Source organism: Pseudomonas juntendi (assembly GCF_009932375.1).
GTDB classification, from domain to species: domain Bacteria; phylum Pseudomonadota; class Gammaproteobacteria; order Pseudomonadales; family Pseudomonadaceae; genus Aquipseudomonas; species Aquipseudomonas juntendi.
This window is the reverse complement of sequence record NZ_BLJG01000309.1, coordinates 1-15,980: the sequence shown is the minus strand read 5'-3', so window position 1 is coordinate 15,980 and position 15,980 is coordinate 1. Positions and strand designations below refer to the sequence as shown.

The 15,980-nt window shown below is 63.7% G+C and carries 15 protein-coding genes; 8 read left to right on the top strand and 7 right to left on the bottom strand.

Annotated elements, in window-relative coordinates; all coding sequences use genetic code 11:
• Positions 1-346 precede the first annotated feature (346 nt).
• Positions 347-727, top strand: a complete 381-nt coding sequence (locus GYA94_RS25225) for a termination factor Rho (RefSeq protein ID WP_161893335.1) — start codon at positions 347-349, stop codon at positions 725-727.
• A 40-nt stretch (positions 728-767) separates the two neighbouring features.
• On the opposite strand, the gene GYA94_RS25220 is transcribed toward GYA94_RS25225, so the two are convergent.
• The gene (locus GYA94_RS25220; protein WP_009682142.1) at positions 768-1,001 is read right to left on the bottom strand and encodes a hypothetical protein; all 234 of its coding nucleotides are present in this window, start codon (positions 999-1,001) and stop codon (positions 768-770) included.
• A gap of 258 nt (positions 1,002-1,259) precedes the next feature.
• Here GYA94_RS25220 and GYA94_RS25215 point away from each other — a divergent pair, with 258 nt between their 5' ends.
• Positions 1,260-2,486, top strand: coding sequence for an MFS transporter (locus GYA94_RS25215; RefSeq protein ID WP_110676015.1), 1,227 nt, complete (start codon positions 1,260-1,262; stop codon positions 2,484-2,486).
• A 55-nt stretch (positions 2,487-2,541) separates the two neighbouring features.
• Here the strand turns inward: GYA94_RS25215 and GYA94_RS25210 are convergent, their stop codons facing one another.
• The 3 genes from GYA94_RS25210 to GYA94_RS25200 form a co-directional block, all read right to left on the bottom strand.
• Positions 2,542-3,513: a 5-oxoprolinase subunit C family protein gene (locus GYA94_RS25210; protein ID WP_054913054.1), complete on the bottom strand. Its 972-nt coding sequence runs from the start codon at positions 3,511-3,513 to the stop codon at positions 2,542-2,544.
• A complete protein-coding gene (locus tag GYA94_RS25205; RefSeq protein ID WP_054913055.1) occupies positions 3,510-4,397 on the bottom strand; it encodes a 5-oxoprolinase subunit B family protein in 888 nt (295 codons plus the stop codon). Before GYA94_RS25205 ends, GYA94_RS25210 begins: the two co-directional genes overlap by 4 nt.
• 86 nt (positions 4,398-4,483) lie before the next feature.
• Positions 4,484-5,242 (bottom strand): 5-oxoprolinase subunit PxpA, encoded by a 759-nt coding sequence (locus GYA94_RS25200; protein WP_009682146.1) that lies wholly within the window; start codon positions 5,240-5,242, stop codon positions 4,484-4,486.
• 121 nt (positions 5,243-5,363) lie between these two features.
• Between GYA94_RS25200 and GYA94_RS25195 the strand changes: the two genes are divergently transcribed.
• From GYA94_RS25195 to GYA94_RS25180, 4 genes are all read left to right on the top strand, one after another.
• A complete protein-coding gene (locus tag GYA94_RS25195; protein WP_009682147.1) occupies positions 5,364-6,281 on the top strand; it encodes a LysR family transcriptional regulator in 918 nt (305 codons plus the stop codon).
• A 106-nt stretch (positions 6,282-6,387) separates the two neighbouring features.
• The gene (treS, locus tag GYA94_RS25190; protein WP_161893334.1) at positions 6,388-8,454 is read left to right on the top strand and encodes a maltose alpha-D-glucosyltransferase; all 2,067 of its coding nucleotides are present in this window, start codon (positions 6,388-6,390) and stop codon (positions 8,452-8,454) included.
• A 125-nt stretch (positions 8,455-8,579) separates the two neighbouring features.
• On the top strand, positions 8,580-9,209 hold the full coding sequence (locus GYA94_RS25185; RefSeq protein WP_009682149.1) for a riboflavin synthase: 630 nt from the start codon (positions 8,580-8,582) through the stop codon (positions 9,207-9,209).
• A 9-nt stretch (positions 9,210-9,218) separates the two neighbouring features.
• Positions 9,219-9,920, top strand: a complete 702-nt coding sequence (locus GYA94_RS25180; RefSeq protein ID WP_110675986.1) for a YoaK family protein — start codon at positions 9,219-9,221, stop codon at positions 9,918-9,920.
• Here the strand turns inward: GYA94_RS25180 and proP are convergent, their stop codons facing one another.
• The 3 genes from proP to GYA94_RS25165 all read right to left on the bottom strand — a co-directional run bounded on the left by proP (position 9,921) and on the right by GYA94_RS25165 (position 13,606).
• Positions 9,921-11,423, bottom strand: a complete 1,503-nt coding sequence (proP, locus tag GYA94_RS25175; protein WP_009682151.1) for a glycine betaine/L-proline transporter ProP — start codon at positions 11,421-11,423, stop codon at positions 9,921-9,923.
• Between the two features lie 140 nt (positions 11,424-11,563).
• Positions 11,564-12,538: a porphobilinogen synthase gene (gene hemB, locus GYA94_RS25170; protein ID WP_029887703.1), complete on the bottom strand. Its 975-nt coding sequence runs from the start codon at positions 12,536-12,538 to the stop codon at positions 11,564-11,566.
• A 174-nt stretch (positions 12,539-12,712) separates the two neighbouring features.
• On the bottom strand, positions 12,713-13,606 hold the full coding sequence (locus GYA94_RS25165) for a PA4780 family RIO1-like protein kinase (RefSeq protein ID WP_054913059.1): 894 nt from the start codon (positions 13,604-13,606) through the stop codon (positions 12,713-12,715).
• A gap of 181 nt (positions 13,607-13,787) precedes the next feature.
• Between GYA94_RS25165 and GYA94_RS25160 the strand changes: the two genes are divergently transcribed.
• Both GYA94_RS25160 and GYA94_RS25155 read left to right on the top strand, forming a co-directional pair.
• Positions 13,788-14,468 carry a response regulator transcription factor gene (locus tag GYA94_RS25160; RefSeq protein ID WP_047149773.1) on the top strand — a complete coding sequence of 227 codons (681 nt, stop codon included), beginning with the start codon at positions 13,788-13,790 and terminating at the stop codon, positions 14,466-14,468.
• Complete coding sequence (locus GYA94_RS25155) at positions 14,446-15,837, top strand: sensor histidine kinase (protein ID WP_161893333.1); 1,392 nt, start codon at positions 14,446-14,448, stop codon at positions 15,835-15,837. The genes GYA94_RS25160 and GYA94_RS25155 overlap by 23 nt, the downstream gene beginning before the upstream one ends.
• The last annotated feature ends 143 nt before the right edge of the window (positions 15,838-15,980 follow it).

Sequence of the window (15,980 nt, the reverse complement as noted above, 5' to 3'; positions counted from 1 at the left end):
TCCTACGTTTGTTTCGGGCCAATTATTCCTGTGGGATTTGCGCGCGAACGCCTTGGTGCATGCCTCAATATCGCGCCGTACAAACAAGGCGGCCGCGCGCGCCTGTCACAGGCGTTACTGGCCCGAAACAAACGTAGGAGCGAGCGCAGCTCGCGATTGCGCCGCGCGGGCGGCGCTCGATCTCACAGGCGCTGAAGATACTGCGGCTACCCTTGCCCGAAACCAGAGAATCTCCCACAGGGGCTGTTGTCGTCGATGCGCCCCCGCGGTGCCGCTCGTCCAGTGACCGGCACTCTCTGGCGGGGAGCGTTTCAACCGTTCAGGTACAACTGCAGGAGTGAACACCATGCCACGCGGCGACAAAGGCAAGTACACCGAAAAACAGAAGCGCAAGGCCGAGCACATCGAGCACGCCTATGAGGATAAAGGCCTGGCCAAAGAGGAAGCCGAAGCGCGCGCCTGGGCCACGGTCAACAAGCAATCCGGCGGCGGTGAAAAGAAAGGCGGTTCGGGGAACAGCACCTCTGCCAGCGAGAAGAAAACCGCCCGCGCCGATTCAGCCAGGCGGGCAGCACACACCCGCCAGGGGCAGGCGCGTTCATCTGGCAGCTCACTGGAAAGCCAGACAAAGGAAAGCCTGCTGAAGGAAGCCCGCAGCAAAGCGATAAAAGGCCGCTCCAGCATGACCAAAGCTGAACTGGTCGCCGCCCTGCACAAGCACGGCTGATCGCTACCCTCACCGCTTGGTGAGGGCTCGCCGTACGTGATCAGACCATGCCGGCGATCTCCGCAGCGTCGGCATCCGGGCAGCGGTTGCGACAGTCACACTCGAATTCCGCCTGGGCTCGGGTGGCAAAGTTCAGGCTCAAACGCACCTTGTCTTGCGTATCGTAGAGGTCGTAACCCTCGCCCAATGCAGCGGGAAAGCCAAGCCGCCGAGGCTGAACCTCTTTTTTCAGCGGCACTGCGGGAACCACAACGAAGCGTGTTTGCATGATCATCCCTCTGCGGCCGTGATTTAGTATTAGTACCGCTAGGTGAAAGCATCAAGAAGACTCATGCAATATTTTGGGTCAGCGGTCTGCACGCCGAGGCGTCATTCGCCGGCAACCGCTCTGCGCCCGGCGTTTCATCGATGGCACTGATGTTCACTATCACGCCGTTCGCCTGTCGGCCACCCATACCCAGCCCTATAATCCCCGGCCAATCCCCCCTCCCGCGCCTGCTACAGGCGTCATCCCTCCTTGGAATTCACCACCATGCCAAGTGCCAGCCAGGCCCCACGGGGCCGTCCTGAACATAATCAACAGAGCGTGACCCAGCAGTGGCTGGCGATCCTCTCGGTCGCCATTGGCGCCTTCGCCCTGGTCACCAGCGAATTTCTGCCAGTGGGCGTTCTCAACGATGTCGCCAGCGACCTGGGTATCAGTGCAGGCTTCGCCGGCCTGATGGTCACCCTGCCCGGCATCATGGCCGCGCTGGCCGCCCCGGCCATTTCCGTGGGCGTTGGCGCGCTGGACCGGCGCTACCTGCTGATCGGCCTGACGCTGATCATGATCATCGCCAACAGCATCGTCGCCTATGCGGGCGACTTCAGCCTGCTATTGCTCGGCCGGGTGCTGCTGGGTGTCAGCATCGGCGGCTTCTGGGCCACGGCCATCGCCCTCAGCGGGCGCCTGGCCCCTGAGGGCGTTGGCGTGGCCAAGGCCAACTCGATCATCATGGCCGGGGTGACCCTGGCGACGGTGGTGGGCGTGCCGGTAGGCACCTGGCTAAGTGGCCTGCTGGGCTGGCGAATGACCTTCCTGGTGACTGCACTGGTGGGCGTGCCCGTGCTCCTGGCGCAGGTGTTGCTGCTGCCGCGGCTTTTGCCCGAAAAAGCCATTGGTGTGCGCGACCTGCCGGCGCTGTTCATCAACCCGCAAGCGCGTGTGGGCCTGATCGCCGTGCTGTTGATTGGCCTGGCGCATTTTGCCGCCTACACCTATGTAGCGCCGTTCTTCAAACAGAACGCCGGCTTCGACGGCCCGACCATCGGCTCATTGTTGCTGCTGTATGGCGTGGCCGGGTTCATGGGCAATATCTTCGCCGGCTTCGCCGCCAACCGCAGTGTGCGCCATTCGCTGATGCTGGTGGCACTGCTGATCGCCGCCAGCACAGCGCTGTTTCCGTACTTCGCCACCGGCCTGACCGGCGCGGCGATGCTGATTGCGCTGTGGGGGTTCGCCTTCGGCGCGTTCCCGGCCTGCGCCAATATCTGGATGTTCGTGGTCGCGCCCAAGGATGTCGAGCGGGGCATGCCGCTGTTCGTGGCCTTGTTCCAGGTGATCATTGCCGTAGGCTCGTTCTTTGGCGGCCAAGTGGTGGACCACATGGGCACCGCAGTGCTCTTGAGCCTGGCCACGGCCCTGGTGGGCTGTGGCTTCGTCACCGTGCTGGTGCTGGGGCGCAACGTCAGTAACGGTTTGGCCCAGCAACCCGCGTAAATGGCCGGGCGGGGTTGGCGGCCCTTGTCCCCCGCATCGGCAAGTTGTCCTCCGTTCAGCTGAACAACCGGGCCAGGCACGCCAGCTTCTTCTTGTAAGAGCGGCGTGCCTCCAGTGCCTGCTCCAGGCTGACTTTCAGAAAGCGTGCCTGCTGATTCGGCTGCATCTGCCCGATCAGGTCGAGGTCGGCGCTGATCACCGTGCCAATCATGGCGTAGCCACCGCCCGATACGGCATCCCGGTGCAGGATGATCGGCTCCAGCCCGGCCGGTACCTGGATCGAGCCGATGGGGTAGCAGCTGTCGACGATGTTGGAAGGGTCCGAACCAGCACCGAACGGTTGCTCCCGTGGCTGGAAACTCAAGGCACTGCCGCCTTTGTAGCGGTAACCGATGCGATCCGCCTCGGAGCCTACCGTCCAGGCTTCGGTGAAGAAGCTTTGCGCAGCAGCTTCGGTCAGCCGGTGAAAATACAACCCCGGCACCACCCGCAGCACCACTTCGCCGCCCAGGGCCTGGCGCAGTGCCATCGGCAGGCTTGCGCCGGCGCGGCCGGTGCCGGTGGGCGTGCCGACCGGCAACAGGTCACCGGCCAACAACTTGCGCCCCTGGAAGCCACCCAAGGCCCCAAGCGCGTAGGTCGATCGGCTACCCAGCACCTCGGCCACATCAATCCCCCCCGCCACTGCCAGGTAGGCCCGCGCCCCCGCCGTCGGGAAGCTGAAACGCAGCACCTGCCCGGCGCGCACGGCAAATGCCGTGTCAGGCCGCTGCTCGCGGCCATCGAGCAAGGCGGGCATCTGCGCACCGCACACTGCCACCAGCGCATCTGCCTGGAACTCAAGTTCAGGGCCGACCAGCGCACATTCCAGGCCGGCAGCGCCCGGCGGGTTGCCCACCAGGTAATTGGCTGCGCTCAGGGCATACTGGTCGAGCGCGCCAGATGGCGGAATGCCCAGGTGGTAATAGCCTTCGCGGCCCAGGTCCTGCACGGAGGTCGCCAGGCCCGGTTTGAGTACCTTGATCATGCCAGCACCTCCTGCAGCGATTTCGGGTAGCCGACCGGGTCGGCAAGGAATGCGTCCAGGGAAAACACCACCGGGCGAATGCGCAGGTCGAAACGGCCCTCCTCCACCTCAGCCACTGCCTGGTCATACGCGCGGCGGTCGATGGGTTTGAATTGCACGATGTCACCTGGGCGGAAGAACACCATGTGCTCCTTCAGGTAGCTCAAGGTCTGTTGCGGGTCGTAGATCGGTGCCGGGGTGACGCCGAACATCTGGTAACCGCCCGCGCCGCGCACCGAATAGATGCAACCGAAACAACCGCCATGGCCCAGGGTCAGGCGGGGCGTGTCGGTACGCGGCCGCAGGTACTTGGGCACTTGCAACTGGCGCTGGCGCTCGACCATCTGGAACATGAACGGCAGGCCAGCGACGAAGCCGACCATGGAAACGAACCACGGTGCACCGCTGTGCGCGGCAATGAACGCGTCGACATCGGCCAGGCCGTTGATGCGGGCCGCGTACTCCAGGTCGGTGCTGGCCGGGTCCTGGTGGCGGTCCCGGAAGCGCATCAAGGTTTCGTGGGTCCAGGGGTCGTTGTACAGCACCGGAATCTCAATGATGCGGGTATGCAACGAACGCTCGGCCACCGCCTGCGCTTCGGCACCGCGCACCGCTGCCAGCAGGGCATCGGGGGCGATGCGGTCGGGGTCGAAACGCACCTGGAACGACGCGTTGGCCAAGCACACATCCAGCACGCCGTCCAGCGCCAGGCGCTCTACCGCACGGGTGACGGCCATACCTTTGAAGAAGGCTTCCAGCGACATGCTCTCGCTGACCTCGGCAAACAGGTGCTCGTCGGCGCCGAAGCTGTAGCGGATAGGCGTTGTAGCAAGCGATTCGGCCATGACTGTTCCTTTTCTTGAAATCTTTATAGAAAGGCAGGCGAAAACAACATGATCAGGCTCCGGCCTGTGGCTGCCGGATGCCAGCGTCAGCGCGGTGCACGCACCACGATGCCAGCCTGGTCCAGCGCCTTGCGCGTGGCCTCGACCAGGTCGAGGGCGCCTGGCGTGTCACTGTGCAGGCAAATGGAATCGAACTCGATGGCCAGGTCCTGGCCCTCGACGGTGCGCACCACACCTTGCCGACAAGCCCGCAGTACGCGCTCGGCGACCGCCAAAGGCTGGTAGCCCCTTACGTTACGGGTGAACACGATCGAGCCGCTCAGGTCGTACTCGCGGTCGGCATAGAACTCGCGCACCACCGGCTGGCCAAGCTCCTGGGCAATGCGGCAGATCACCGAGCCGGGCATGCAGAACAGCAATAACTGCGGTTCGATCAGCCGCAGGTTTTCCACCAGCAAGCGTGCAGCTTGCTCGTCACGGGCCAGGTGCATGTAAAGCGCCCCGTGGGGTTTGATGTGCTGCAGGCTCACGCCCTGGGCCCGGGCGATTTCACGCAGCGCCCCGAGCTGGTAAAGCATGTCGTCGACCAGTTCCTGCGCCGATGCGTTGATGTGCCGGCGACCGAAACCGACCAGGTCGCGGAACCCCGGGTGTGCCCCCACGGCAACCCCCAGGGCCTTGGCCCGCTCCACCGTACGGCGCATGGTGCCGGGGTCGCCGGCATGAAAACCGGTGGCGATATTGGCGCTGCTGATGTAACCCATCAGCTCGTTATCCACGCCGTCGCCAATGGTCCACGGGCCAAAGCCCTCGCCCATGTCCGAGTTGAAATCCACTGCTTGCATGACCGTATCTCCCTGGCGCTTGTGGCTGCATGCAAGCCACGTTAGATTCTCCCCTACCCCTTGGGAAGATCTATAAACAGAATGGGTGTCTTCGGAAAAACAGATACCCCGGGAGCCTGCCGTGTCACTTACCTTGCGCCAGGTGCGCTACTTTGTCGCCACTGCCGAAATCGGCCAGATCTCCCAGGCCGCCATCCACCTCAATATTTCCCAGTCGGCGGTCACCACGGCAATCAAAGAGCTGGAGGCCATGCTCGGCGTGCTGCTGTTCCAGCGCTCCGCCCAGGGCATGAACCTGACCGAAGCCGGCCGGCACTTCCTCAACCGCGCCTACGTCATCCTGCGCAGCGTCGACGATGCGCTGAACAGCCCTTTGCCGGACATACGTGCCAGCGGCCTGTTGCGCCTGGCAGCCAGCTACACGGTGATCGGCTACTTCCTGCCGCACCACTTGCAGCGCCTGGAACACTGGCACCCCGACGTGACCCTGGAACTTTACGAACAAGAGCGCAGTGCCATCGAGCAAGGGCTGCTGGAGGGGCGTTTCGACATGGCGGTGGTGCTGACCGCCAACCTGACCCACCCGGCTATCGTTTCAGAAACGCTGTTCAACTCCGAGCGCCGCCTATGGCTGCCCGCGCACCACCCCCTGTGCGAACGCTCGGCCGTGAGCCTGGCCGATGTCGCCACAGAGCCGTTCATTTTGTTGACCGTGGACGAAGCCGAGCAAAGCGCCATGCGCTATTGGCAGCAGGCCGGGCAACGGCCCAGCGTGCGCGTGCGCACCAGTTCGGTGGAGGCGGTGCGCAGCATGGTCGCCAATGGCAGTGGCGTAGCGATTCTGTCAGACCTGGTGCACCGGCCATGGTCGCTGGAGGGCAAGCGCATCGAAACAGTGACCATCAGCGACCCGGTAGCGCCCATGAGCGTGGGGCTGGCCTGGCACCGCGAGCGGGCGTTCAGCCCGGCGATGCAGGCTTTGCGCAATTACTTCCACGGTGCCTTCCTGGCACCGCAGCAGTGGGCTGCACGGCGCTGAACACGCTGTGCCAGGCATTTCGCGCAGGGCCTGGCTCCCGGCCGAACGATCCGACCGCTCTGCCGTCATAACCTGAGCCGGTGCCGACACGCAAAGAGGACGCGAAATGACCCAGCCCGACCCTGCATACGTGAAATGGCTCGAAGCGCGCGCCATGCTCAAGGCTTCCCAGGAGCGCGCCAGCCTTTATTCAGGCCAGTCGCGCCTGTGGCAACAACCCTACGCCGAGGCTCAGCCCCGCCGGGCCACTGAAATCGCCTCGGTCTGGCTGACCGTTTACCCCGATGCCATCATCGCCCCAGAGGGCTGCTCGGTGCTCGGTGCCCTGGCCCATGAAGCCTTGTGGAAGCGCCTGTCGGAAATCGGCATTCAAGGCCTGCACACCGGGCCGATCAAGCTGTCTGGCGGTATTCGCGACCGCGAGCTCACACCCAGCGTGGACGGCAACTTCGACCGCATCAGCTTCGATATCGACCCGCTCTATGGCAGCGAGCCGGAGCTGATCCAGATGAGCCGCATGGCCGCCGCGCACAATGCGGTGACCATCGACGACCTGATCCCTTCGCACACCGGCAAGGGCGCCGACTTCCGCCTGGCGGAAATGGCCTACGGCGCCTACCCGGGCCTGTACCACATGGTGGAGATACGCGAGGAAGACTGGCACTTGCTGCCCGAGGTGCCACCCGGACGTGACTCGGCCAACCTGCTGCCCGCACAGTGCGACGAGCTCAAGGCACGCCATTACATCGTCGGGCAGTTGCAGCGGGTGATTTTCTTCGAGCCGGGGGTCAAGGAAACCGACTGGAGCGCCACCCCACCGGTCACCGGTGTCGACGGCAAGACCCGGCGTTGGGTCTACCTGCACTACTTCAAGGAAGGCCAGCCGTCGCTGAACTGGCTGGACCCCACCTTTGCCGCCCAGCAGATGATCATCGGCGACGCCCTGCATGCCCTGGATTGCCTGGGTGCACGTGGCCTGCGCCTGGATGCCAACGGTTTTCTCGGGGTGGAAACCCGCGCCAATGGCACCGCCTGGTCGGAAAGCCACCCGCTGTCGCTGGTCGGCAACCAATTGATCGGTGGCATGATCCGCAAGGCCGGCGGTTTCAGTTTCCAGGAGCTGAACCTGACCCTCGATGACATTGCGCAAATGTCCAAGGGCGGTGCCGACCTGTCCTACGACTTCATCACCCGGCCCGCCTACCAACATGCCTTGCTGACCGGCGACACCGAGTTCCTGCGCCTGATGCTCAAGGAAATGCACGCCTTCGGCATCGACCCGGCCTCATTGATCCATGCCCTGCAGAACCACGACGAACTGACCGTGGAGCTGGTGCACTTCTGGACCCTGCATGCCCATGACATGTATCTGTACAAGGGCCAGACATTACCAGGCAACATCCTGCGCGAGCACATCCGCGAAGAAATCTACGAACGCCTGTCGGGCGAGCATGCGCCCTATAACCTGCGCTTCGTCACCAATGGCATCGCCTGCACCACCGCCAGCCTCATCACTGCGGCATTGGGCATCCGCGACCTCGACCAGATAGGCCCGGGGGACATCGAGCAGATCCAGAAACTGCACCTGCTGCTGGTCATGTACAACGCCATGCAGCCAGGTGTGGTGGCGCTGTCGGGCTGGGACATGGTCGGCGCCCTGCCCTTGCCTGGCGAAGCCGTGGCCGAGCGCATGCTCGATGGCGATACCCGCTGGATTCACCGCGGCGGCTACGACCTGGCCGGGCTCGACCCGCAAGCGGATACCTCTGTACGCGGCATGCCGCGGGCGCGGGCGCTGTATGGCAGCCTCGACAGCCAATTGGACAACCCTGACTCGTTCGCCTGCAAGGTGAAAAAACTGCTCGCGGTGCGCCAGGCCTACGGCATTGCCACCAGCCGCCAGGTGCTGGTGCCGGAGGTCAGCAGCCCTGGGTTGCTGGTCATGGTGCATGAGCTACCGGCCGGGCGCGGCATCCAGATCAGTGCGTTGAACTTCAGCCAGGAGGTGATCGCCGAGGAGCTACTGCTCACGGGCTTCACGCCAGGGCCGGTGGTGGACATGATCAACGAAACGGTAGAAGGCGACCTGACCGAGGATGGCCGTTTGCTGGTGAACCTGGACCCGTACGAAGCGCTGTGCCTGCGGATCGTCAACAGCACCGGGCATGTGTGAGCCGGCCAGCGCCCTGGGTGTGCCCGCCCGCATGCCTGGGCAGCACCAGGGCGCTGGCGCCTTGCTTTTGAGGCCGTACAGGCATAGCGTTCGGGTGTTTTCTTTTCGCGCCCAGGAGCAACACCATGTACACCGGCATCGTCCAGGCCGTCCGCCCACTGCTTGATGTGACCAGCTACCCGGGCCACAACCAGTTCACCATCGACCTCACCCCGGAACTGCTCGATGAGTTGAAGATCGGCGCCAGCGTCAGCGTCGAGGGCACGTGCTTGTCTGTCACCGAGATCGACGGCAGCCACGTCAGGTTCGATGCAATGACGGCCACCCTGGAACGCACCAACCTGCGCAATTTCAAGGCCGGCCAGGGGGTTAACATCGAGCGTTCGGCGAAGATGAACGCCGAAGTCGGCGGCCACCTCATGGCTGGCCACATTGCCACGACCGCAGAAATAGTCGAACTGTCGATCGAGCAGACCGGCGCCTTCATCCGTTTCCGCATGCCGCCGCCATGGGGCAAGTACGTGTTCCCGCGGGGCTTCATCGGGGTCAACGGCTGCAGCCTGACCGTGGCCGACGTGGAAGACAACCTGGTCACCATCAACCTGATCCCGGAAACCCTGCGCCAGACCACGTTCGCCAGCTACGCTGCCGGCGACTTGCTGAACATCGAGGTCGATCACCAGACCATGGTGCTGGTGGATGTGGTCGAGCGCACCATCAAAGGCACCCTGGCCCGCGAAAACCTGTTGCCCTGAGGCCTGCCCGTGCTACCCCATCCCCTTACTACCCGTACGGCCAGGCGCTTGCGCCTGCAGGTGCTGCGTGGCCGTGTCGGCCTTGGCCTGGTGGCCGGGCTTTCGGTGCTGGCAGGCATGACCGACGCCATTGGCCTGCTGGCCCTGGGCGACTTCGTATCGTTCATGAGCGGTAATACCACGCGCCTGGCGGTGGCGATCAGCCAGGCTGACATGGCCCTGGTGCTGCGCCTGAGCGGCGCTTTGCTGGGCTTTGTCGCGGGTAACACGTTGGGGGTAGTGCTGGCGCGCGGCTTCCGTCGCCGGGCCTGGCCCGTGCTGGTGGTCGTGGCGGCGTTGCTGGCTTGCGCCGCAGCGTGGCCACTGGCGGCCACCTTCCCGGCATTGCTGGCCGCGACCCTGGCCATGGGCATGATCAACGCAGTCGTCGAGCAAGTGAACGGCCTGCCCATCGGCCTGACCTACGTCACCGGTGCACTGTCACGCTTCGGCCGCGGCCTCGGGCGCTGGTTGCTGGGCGAGCGGCGCCACGGCTGGCGGGTGCAACTGGTGCCGTGGGCAGGGATGCTGCTGGGCGCCGCGCTGGGCGCCTGGCTGCAACACCACCTGGGCCTGCAGGCACTGGCCGGCAGTTGCGTGCTGGCGTGCCTGCTGGCCCTGGTGTCGCGGTTCATTCCACGTGCCTGGCAGCGTGGCTACATGCCGCGCTGATCAATCGATGCGCGGGTGCTGCTGGACCAACAACTTGCGCTTGGCCTCGAGCTCGGCGATCTGCTCGTCGATGTCCTCGATCTTCTGCTCGATGTTGTCGTGGTGTTCCTGCAGCAGCTCGCGCGCCTCGTCGATGTCCGATGCCGCCGGTGCGGCACCGCGCAGCGGTTTGTTGGCGGTTTCCTTCATGGTCAGGCCGGTCACCAGGCCCACCGCGGCGATCACCATCAGGTAGTAGGCGGGCATGTACAGGTTGCCGCTGCTTTCCACCAGCCAGGCGGCGATGGTGGGGGTCAGGCCGGCGATCAGCACGGAAATGTTGAAGGCACTGGCCAGTGCGCTGTAGCGGATGTGAGTGGGGAACATCGCCGGCAACGTCGACGCCATGACACCGATGAAGAAGTTCAGCAGCACCGCAATGATCAGCAGCCCCGAGAAGATCAACCCCAGCACACCACTGTTGATCAGCATGAACGCCGGAATGGCCAGGGCGAACAGCCCGATACTGCCGACCACGATAAACGGGCGACGGCCGAACTTGTCGCTCAGCAGGCCGATGATGGGCTGCACGAACAGCATGCCGACCATGATCGCGATGATGATCAGTACGCCATGGTCCTCGCTGTAGTGCAGGTTGTGCGAGAGGTAGCTGGGCATGTAGGTCAACAGCATGTAGTAGGTGACGTTGGTGGCGATCACCACGCCAATGCAGGTCACCAGGCTACGCCAGTGCTTGGTCGCCACTTCCTTGAACGACACCTTGGGCCCCGACGCCAGGCCCTCGCGGTCACCCTGCTCCATCTTGTCGACGTGCTGCTGGAACGCGGGGGTTTCCTCCAGGGCGTTACGCAGGTAGAGGCCGATGATGCCCAGCGGCAAGGCCAGGAAGAACGGCAGGCGCCAGCCCCACTCAAGGAACCTTTCTTCACCAAGCACCGTGGAAATCAGCACCACTACCCCGGCGCCCAGCACGAAGCCGGCGATCGAGCCGAAGTCCAGCCAGCTGCCAAGGAAGCCGCGCTTGCGGTCAGGCGCATACTCGGCCACGAAGATCGAGGCGCCGGTGTACTCGCCGCCCACCGAGAAGCCCTGGGCCATTTTCGCCAGCAACAGCAGTATCGGCGCCCATATGCCGATACTGGCATAGGACGGTATCAAGCCAATGGCAAAGGTGCTAAGGGACATGATGACGATGGTGGCGGCAAGGATTTTCTGCCGGCCGAACTTGTCGCCGAGGGCGCCGAAGAACAGCCCGCCCAGGGGGCGAATGAGGAATGGCACCGAAAAGGTGGCCAACGCCGCGATCATTTGCACACTGGGGTCGGCGTTGGGGAAGAACACCTTGCCCAATGCATAGGCGACGAAGCCATAGACACCGAAGTCGAACCACTCCATGGCGTTACCCAGTGCAGCGGCGGTGATCGCCTTCTTCATCTTGGCATCGTCGACGATCGTGATGTCCTTGAGGCCAATAGGTTTGACGCTTTTCCTGCGAGATTTCATGCCTGTATCCCTGTCGATCAATGCTCTATGGCATCTGATACAACGGGACACAAAATAATTCAGCGCTTAATGAATTTTTGTAGGGAATTGCGCTGGGGGCGGGTAAGCCCGCCCCCAGGCCAGGGGAGCTGCTTTGCTGCTCAAATGCCTTCGCGGGCCAGGTCCATGGCGAAGTAGGTCAGGATCAGGTCGGCACCGGCGCGCTTGATAGCGCCAATGCTTTCGCGCACCACGCGGCCTTCGTCGATGGCACCGGCAAGGCCACCGAACTTGATCATCGCGTACTCACCGCTGACCTGGTACGCCGCCAGCGGCAGGCGCGAGGCCGCACGAATGTCGGCGATCACGTCAAGGTAGGCACCGGCCGGCTTGACCATCAGCACGTCTGCACCTTCCTGCTCGTCAAGCAGCGATTCACGCACGGCCTCGCGGCGGTTCATCGGGTTCATCTGGTAGCTCTTGCGGTCACCTTTGAGCGCAGTGCCGCCTGCTTCGCGGAACGGGCCGTACAGCGACGAGGCGAACTTGGTCGAATAGGCCATGATCGCAGTGTCGTGGAAGCCTGCACCGTCCAGCGCGCTACGAATGGCCTGGACCTGGCCGTCCATCGCCGCCGAAGGCGCGATGAAGTCGGCACCGGCAGCGGCGGCGATCACCGCCTGCTTGCCCAGGTTGACCAAGGTGGCGTCGTTGTCCACGCCGTGGTCATGCAGCACGCCGCAGTGCCCGTGGCTGGTGTATTCGCAGAAACAGGTATCGGACATCACCACCATTTCCGGCACGGTGTCCTTGCAGATACGCGACATGCGCGCCACCAGGCCGTTTTCGTTCCAGGTGTCGCTGCCAACCGCATCCAGGTGGTGAGACACACCGAAGGTCATCACCGATTTGATACCGGCGCGGGCATAGCGCTCGATTTCCTGGGCCAGCCGCTTCTCAGGGATGCGGTTCACGCCGGGCATGCTGCTGATGGGCACGAAGTCGTCGATGCCTTCTTCCACGAAGATCGGCAGGATCAGGTCTTCAAGGCGGAATTCGGTTTCCTGGAATACGGTGCGCAGGGACTCGTTCTGGCGCAGGCGGCGAGGACGAACGGAGGGGAATTGGTTGGACATGACTGCTCCAGGGAATTTGAACGGCGTATACCTTATGCCTGTCAGGGGCCAGTGAAAAGGCCGGATGACGAGATATTGTCCTGCATCAAAGGTAATGGCCGCGCAGGGCACTGGCTGAGCCGGTGTTGCCCGCTTCGGGGGGGAACCTGCGAAGCGGGCTGCACCGGCAGCACATCATTGCAGCCAGGGCGGTGTCGGCTCCTCGGCCTTGGCCGGGCCGTTTTCCGCCTCGGCACGCGCTGCCCGGCGCCGGGCCTCGTCCACGCGGGCGGCGTCGATTTCCCGCATTACCCCGCCAACGTCGGCCTCATGCTCGTCGTCCTGGAATACCCCGGTCAACACGGTATCGGGCAGCAACTTGCCAGCCTCGTACAACGCCCACATTTCCTGGGCATAGCGCGTGCTCTTCAGCTCTGGGGCAAAGCGCCCGAAGTAGTGGGCCATGTTGTCCACGTCACGCTGCAGCATGCTGAATGCGTGGTTGTTGGCGGCGGCGTCCACTGCCTGCGGCAGGTCGATGATCACCGGCCCGTCCGGACCGAGCAGCACATTGAATTCGGACAGGTCGCCATGGACCAGCCCGGCACACAGCATCAGCACGATCTGGCGAATGACGAAGGCATGGAACACCCGCGCCTCCTCGGCCTCCAGGTGCACGTCGTTGAGCCGGGGGGCGGCATCGCCATCGGCGTCGGTCACCAGCTCCATCAGCAACACGCCGTCCTGGAAGTCATAGGGCTTGGGCACCCGGACCCCGGCGCCGGCCAGGCGGAACAGTGCCGCCACTTCGGCGTTCTGCCAGGCGTCCTCGGCCTCTTTGCGTCCGTACTTGCTGCCCTTGGCCATGGCCCGGGCCTGGCGGCTATTGCGCACCTTGCGGCCTTCCTGGTATTCGGCGGCCTGGCGGAAACTGCGCTTGTTGGCTTCTTTATAGACCTTGGCGCAGCGCACCTGGCTACCGCAACGCACCACGTACACGGCGGCTTCCTTGCCACTCATCAACGGCCGCAGTACTTCGTCGACGAGGCCGTCTTCGATCAGGGGTTCGATTCTTTTGGGTGTCTTCATCAGGCTGCGTTCGGGGTCCTGGCTGTGTTGACGGACATCCTCTCACAGCCTGCTGCGACATGCTCGTCTGTCTTCACAATGGGTGAACCCAGGTGGGTTGTGGCAAGATGAATTTTTCTTAAATCGCCGGTTGTCTATTCTTTGGCACAATCGAGTCTCCATTAGATGCCCAGGAACCAGCATGCCTCGCGTACTGACCATCGAAGACGACGCCGTCACCGGCCAGGAAATCGTCGCCGAACTTACCAGCCATGGCCTTGAGGTGGAGTGGGCCGACAATGGTCGTGAAGGCCTGGCCAAGGCCATTGCCGGCGGTTATGACCTGATCACCCTGGACCGCATGCTGCCCGAGGTCGATGGCCTGACCATCGTCACGACCCTGCGCAACCTCAAGATCGCCACGCCGATCCTGATGATCAGCGCCCTCTCCGACGTCGATGAGCGGGTGCGCGGCCTGCGCGCCGGCGGTGACGACTACCTGACCAAGCCGTTCGCCTCCGACGAAATGGCCGCCCGGGTCGAAGTGCTGCTGCGCCGCAACAGCGTGCCGATGACCCAGACCCGCTTGCAGGTCGCCGACCTGCAACTGGACCTGATCAGCCACGAAGCGCGCCGCGGCGACAACACCCTCAACCTGCTGCCCACCGAGTACAAACTGCTGGAGTACCTGATGCGCCACAGCGGCCAGGTCATTACGCGGATGATGATTTTCGAGGAAGTGTGGGGCTACCACTTCGACCCGGGCACCAACCTGATCGACGTGCATATCGGCCGCCTGCGCAAGAAAATCGACTCACCCGGCCAGTCGCCGCTGATCCGTACGGTGCGGGGCTCCGGCTATGCCATTGCTGAACCCGTCTAAAGGCTGGAGTTCGTCCACCAGCCGGCTGCTGGCACTGTACAGTTTTCTGTTCGTGGCCTGGAGCAGCATCCTCATGGGGGTGCTGTACTTCGAGGTTTCGAGCTACCTGAACAAGCTCACCCGCCATTCCATGCTGCAGCGTCAGCACCTGTTCGCGCACATGAGCGGCAAGCAGCTGGACGACGCCCTGATCGCCAGCCAGGCTTTCGAGGAACGCAGCTTCGACGCCTATGGTCTGTTCGATGCACAACTCAACCCGCTGGGCGGCAGTGTTCGTGCCCTGCCCCCTGGGCTGCGGCTGGACGGCAAGATCCATGAGCTGAAGCGCTGCCTGGACGCCGATGATCCGCGTATGCCCCGCGACAGCTGCGATGCCGTGGCCATCAAGGTGCAGGATGGGCGCTGGCTGGTGCTGTTCCGCGATAACGGCTCATTGTTCGTCGTCACACGGATCATTCTCGATGCCTTGCTCTGGGGTATCTCCTTCACCCTGATCCCCGGATTCGCCGGCTGGTACCTGCTGCGCCGCCGCCCCCTGAAACGCATCCGGGCCATTCAGGCCCAGGCCGAGCTGATTGTCGCCGGCGACCTCACGCACCGCCTGCCGCTGTCGGCCCGGCGCGACGAACTGGACATGCTGGCCGCCATCGTCAATGCCATGCTTGACCGCATCGAGCGGCTGATGCACGAGGTCAAGGGCGTGTGCGACAACATTGCCCACGACCTGCGCACCCCACTGACCCGCCTGCGCGCCCAGCTGTACCGCATACGCCAGCAAAGCGACAACGATTCCGCGCAAGCCGAGGCACTGGACCAGGCCATCGGCGAAACCGACACCCTCATGGCGCGTTTTCGTGGGTTGTTGCGCATCAGCGAACTGGAAGACCGCCAACGCCGTGCCGGCTTCGTGCAGCTTGACCCGCATGATTTGCTGGTAGAGCTGCACGACTTCTACCTGCCGTTGGCCGAAGATGGTGGCATTCGCCTGGAGCTGCACCAACCTGGGCACTTGCCGGCACTGCACGGCGACCGCGAGCTGTTGTTCGAGGCGCTGGCCAACCTGGTAGGTAACGCGATCAAGTTCACCCCGGAAGGTGGGCAGGTGCGCGTGGCCGCCACCCAGGACGACGCTGGCGTGCACGTGGCCATTGAAGACAGCGGGCCGGGTATTCCGGAAGAAGAACGCACGGCCGTACTGAAGCGGTTCTACCGCAGTGATGAAGGCCACCGCCACGCCGGCTTCGGCCTGGGGCTGTCGATCGTTGCGGCGATCGTCGACCTGCATGGGTTTGGCCTGGAAATTGGCGAGAGCCCTTTGGGTGGGGCCAAGCTGGTACTGCATTGCCCATTGGCCGGGCTGGCCAAATAACCATCGGGGCTGCTTTGCAGCCCATCGCGACACAAGGCCGCGCTGTAAGAGCAACTGTCTTTCTCAAAAACTTGAAAAGCCTGCGCGATTCCCCTGTGGGAGCGGGCAAGCCCGCGAAGCAGGCGACGCGAAATCTGGCACCG